Annotated in this window: 4 protein-coding genes; all 4 read right to left on the minus strand. The window is 48.0% G+C overall.

Annotation, left to right across the window (positions count from 1 at the left end; translation table 11 throughout):
- On the minus strand, positions 1-977 hold a 977-nt coding region (locus tag AZ66_RS27015), incomplete at its 3' end, for a Na+/H+ antiporter NhaC family protein (protein ID WP_044357713.1).
- Between the two features lie 292 nt (positions 978-1,269).
- The gene (locus tag AZ66_RS27020) at positions 1,270-2,277 is read right to left on the minus strand and encodes a LacI family DNA-binding transcriptional regulator (RefSeq protein ID WP_044357715.1); all 1,008 of its coding nucleotides are present in this window, start codon (positions 2,275-2,277) and stop codon (positions 1,270-1,272) included.
- A gap of 277 nt (positions 2,278-2,554) precedes the next feature.
- Positions 2,555-3,679: a GNAT family N-acetyltransferase gene (locus tag AZ66_RS27025; protein WP_044357716.1), complete on the minus strand. Its 1,125-nt coding sequence runs from the start codon at positions 3,677-3,679 to the stop codon at positions 2,555-2,557.
- Between the two features lie 30 nt (positions 3,680-3,709).
- Entirely contained in the window at positions 3,710-4,630 is a 921-nt protein-coding gene (rbsK, locus tag AZ66_RS27030; RefSeq protein ID WP_044357718.1) for a ribokinase, read from the minus strand.
- Between the last annotated feature and the right edge of the window lie 230 nt (positions 4,631-4,860).

Raw genomic sequence — 4,860 nt, forward strand, 5'->3', positions numbered from 1 at the left:
GCAATCGCTATGAGCGATATCGCCCAAGTCATGGACTGAAGGCCACCTCGGTTCACGATGCGGCTTACTTCCTCCATCTGGAATGACCCTTGGAATCCTCCCTGCATCACTTCCATCCATTGTGGAACATTTACGTCTCCTTGAATGAGCGCAGTTACTAGCAGGCCCGATCCAATACCGAGCAGCATCGTAATGATGATTGGCAATCGCTTAAATGCAGCGATAAGCACGACAGCAAGCGGTAGTAAGGTTAGCGGATGAATATGAAATACACTGCGGATATCCTGCTGCATCGACAGCAATTGATCCATATTGGATTGAGCAGAAGAACCGAAAAATAAAAAGGCGATGCAGGTAATAAGAAAAGCGGGTACGGTCGTCTTCGTCATATTGCGAATATGATCAGGTATGCTGACACGTGCAACGGCAGATGCGAAATTCGTCGTATCGGAGAGCGGGGACATCTTATCCCCGAAGCAGGCACCGGACACCACAGCCCCTGCTACGATTGCGGGATGGACGCCCATGGTATTCGACATGCCTATCAAGGCTACGCCGAATGTTCCGACTGTCGTCACTGAGCTGCCGACGAACATCGAGACGATAACCGTAAGCAGCAGAGCGCTAATCGTGAACCATTGAGGCTGAAACCAAGAGGTTCCATATACGAGTAGCGTAGGAACTGTCCCGCTCATCATCCATACTGCAATCAGGATTCCGATAAGAGATAGGAGCAAGGCAGGCATAACAGAAGCTTGAAGTCCCTTAATCAATGCTCGTTCTACTAGATTCCACGATTGACCGAATAGCAAGAGCAGACAGCCTGCGGCAACAGTTGCTGTTAGCAGTGGGATGTGCGGCTGTGCACCCCAGCCAAGTATCGTAAGCAGTAAAATGGCGATGATGACCGCAAAGATGGTAACACTCTGCACGAAGCGGAGTGGCTGTTTGACCGAATGTTCATCATTCGTATTCATAGTTATTCAACTCCTTGATGGGTAACGTTTCTAGTATGTAAAGATCGGATAGATACTTTCACGCTTACACGCTTTTATGCATAAAAGCAAAAGAAGCGTCAATGTTTTTATTCTAATATGCTTGATCTAATAGGTCTACAGGTAAGAAAATACATTCGAGTCGGAGAATGAGGCAAGGAACACGATTGGGGCAGCTACGTGGTATTCACTGGACAAAAAAGAACGGCCTATTCTCAACAGGGATGAAATCCCGTTCGAACAGGCCGTGAACGTGCCCGAGCTTATTATGGTTCTATAGCTGTCGTACCGATTGCCGCATGTGGACTTGGCAGGGTAAAATAACTCGGCGGGAGGCTTGATCCCGATCCTTGATTCGTTCTAGCAGTAGCTGCATTCCGGTCTCTCCAAATTGATATGCAGGCTGTGAAGCAACAGAAAAGAACGGGTTCGCTTCTTCTACCCACCCAAAATCGTCAAAGCAAGCGATCGAGATATCATCCGGGACTCGCAGTCCGACATTATTCAGCACAGTAAAGATAGAGAGCGCAAGCATGTTGTTGGCAGCAAAGATAGCCGTAGGGCGAGACTGCGGCTCCAATTCAGTCCAATGAGATAAATCGAGCGCATCCCGATCATGTAAATAGCCCATCTGCATGCATAGTTTTTCGTCAAATGGGATGCCGGCTTCTTGCAAGGCGGCGATATAGCCTGCTTTGCGCTCCCTGGCGGTCGATACTTCTTCAGACCCGTTCAATAGGGCAATCCGTCGATGTCCATACCGAATTAATTCACTGACCATCTGTTTGGCACCGCCACGGCTATCCCCGAGTACTGCATCACAATCGATCCCTGGAACCTCACGATCAAGCAGCACGAACGGGACATTTTGTCTTGTCAGCCATTCCAGATGTTCTTTGGATTGGTCTCCGCTTGGCGCGAATAGGACACCATCCACCCGCATGGACAGTATCATTTGAACATAGTCTTTTTCCTTCACTAAGCTCTCATCACTATTGCCGAACATAAGACGATATCCATGTTGCATGGCGGCATCTTCCGCTCCACGGGCCATTGTTGTGAAGAATGGGTTTGTGATATCTGTAATAAGTAGAGATAATATTTTGCTCTCTTGGGTGACGAGACAGCGAGCAACCGAATTTGGTATGTACTGCATCTCTTCCATCACTTGCTTAACTTTGGTTCGGGTCTTTTCGCTGACCCGGCCTGTATTATTAATGACGCGTGATACGGTCATTGCGGAGACGTTGGCTTGTCTCGCAATATCATAAATGGTAGCCATATGAAAATGCTCCTATTATACAAATTAAAAGAAGGCTGCATCGGGAAGTGGGTATTTGGAAGTTTAAGGGGTAATCATTTCTAGGATTCACCTTCTGATTATATACTACTACTTTTGTTCATTGTATGCGAAGATTCAGGTTCACATCAAGAGGAAAGCTTGTGGAAAGGCGAAACAGTGTGGAACTTTGTATAATTCAAAAGTAAAAGCGCACTAATTTTAGTGCGCTTTTAAGCAGTACAGCTGCGATAGAAGAAATGATGATGAGAACATTAATTTATACGTAAAAAAGTCCGATCGTATAAGGAAGTGGTATTGTGATCTTCAATTGCTCGGCAGAAGGCCATGCTGGAGGAAGAATGTCTGTTGCCTTCGGATCAAACAGCAGAGAGAACAATTGACTCTCAGTAAGCTCAACTGACGCTGCATCTGGATACTCAAGGCGAACATTGCCGCCTTCAAGCTCTGTGACCTGAATATGGGCAGCCAGTGCCCCTTGATCACTCCACCAGTTCCTCATATAGCGGAATAGCCGCTCCATGCTCGGAACATACAACGTCCCTTGGTTTGGCTCCTCTTCCGAAGAATAGCTGCCTAGACAAGAGCTGATTTCTGTATCCTGCCATGGTACATTCACTTTTGAAGAAGTGATTTGCTTCTGTTTCATCACAAGTTGCAGCAAGTGTACGACCTCTTCAGCTGCGCCGCCATACTCATATACACGAGGCGCAGCATCCTGCTGTTTGGCAGAAGGGAACATGATATAGATGTATGCAGTAATTTGACCATTGCGCTCCAGTACGTATACCTTAGGCTTCATCATGACGCAGGAAGCGAATGCACCGCCATGCTCAAGTCCGTGCATATCCCATAAGCTTAAGTCAAAAGCAGCTTCTCGTTGCTGCGCAAGTTCATACCAAGCAAAACAGTCATTCTCAGTAAGAACCCGAGCCTGAACACCATCTTCTTCAGCAACATCCGCATCTGCGGAAATCGTATAAATCTGTGTTTGACCGAAGGGATAACAACGATTGCGTGTATAGAGCGATCGTCCTCCGGATACGAACATCATCACTCCGCCTGTAGAAGCAACATGATCTTGAACCTTGTGCAGCAGATCCGTACCGAATCCTTTGCCGCGAGCAGCCTCGGATGTGCATACCGAACCGAGTGAGAATACAGGTAGTCGAGATCGTCCGATACGGACAACCGATGGAAGCAATCCCATATGTGCGAGCAGTTCCCCATCCTCAAACGCACCGAATGAGTGAGCGGTAATAGGGGAGAACAAATACGAAAAACTATGTGCCATCGACATCTGCTTTTCATTGCGAAACACGTCATCAGACAATTTGGCTGCAGCATCATAATCAAGTGCCTGCAGCATACGAATCGTTGCCATATTATTGCTTCCTCCTTATAAGTGGGGCTATTACTCCTGGTGCTGCGTGATCCAATGCATTAATTGCTCTCGAGTCGGCATACCTCCCTGCGCGCCGAATACGGTTACAGACAATGCCCCTGCGGCTGTCGCGAACGGAATTGCTTGCTCCATAGAGCGGCCTTCCGCAAGCATTACGGCCAGAGCGCCGTTGAATGTGTCACCAGCTCCCGTAGTATCGATAACGTCGACCCGGTGGCTTGGACTATGGTGAAGTTGGCCCTTAGCATCTGACCAATAGGCTCCATCAGCCCCTTTGGTTAACACGATTTTACCTGGCATCGCTTGCAGAGCAGATTGCCAATCGAAGACGCCTGCCTGATCCGCTTGCCCGAGAAGCTCGGCAAGCTCATACTCGTTCGGCGTGAGCACAGTGACTTGGCTGAGCAATTGATGATCCAGTTCCATTGCTGGCGCTGGATTAAGGATGACAGGGATTGCTGACTCAGCCGCGATCTCGATGGCAGCTCGTATCGAAGGAAGAGGAATTTCAAGCTGCAGAACGATGATGTCCGATTGGCGAATGACATCGGCGTATTTGCGAACTCGTTCAGCTGTTACCTGTGCATTCGCACCCGGTACAACAATAATGCGATTATCTCCATCCTTCACAATAATGGAAGCGGTTCCTGAAGATACATCACGAAGTACTTCAACAGCTTCAGTATGTATGCCTTCACGATTCAAGTTATCTAACATCATTGTGCCGAATGTGTCATTACCGACACATCCGATGAAGCTGACATCAGCCCCTAGCCGTGCGCAGGCTACCGCTTGGTTGGCGCCCTTCCCTCCGTACATAGTCGCGAACGATTGACCAGTTACCGTTTCACCTTGTGATGGCACTGTGGAGGTGACCGTTACGAGATCCATGTTCAAGCTTCCGATGATTGTTATTTTTGGCTGTGTCACATTACATCTTCCTTCCTCTTGCTTGCTGTGTATGCTGCGGCATTATATGCCTTACATACAATAAGACGCGAATCCTGCGTACAGGTTCGCGTCTTATGACCGAGATGTCGGCATATCTAGCATGGTTAGCGTGTTGGCGGAGCAGTTGCGCGCCCATTTGCCTTCACTGCATCCCGTACCTGTTTGCCGTCCATTTTAACATCAAACGAGATGGATTCCAAATACTTTAA

Source organism: Paenibacillus sp. E194, from assembly GCF_000935845.1.
Taxonomy (GTDB): Bacteria; Bacillota; Bacilli; order Paenibacillales; family Paenibacillaceae; genus Paenibacillus_B; species Paenibacillus_B alvei_B.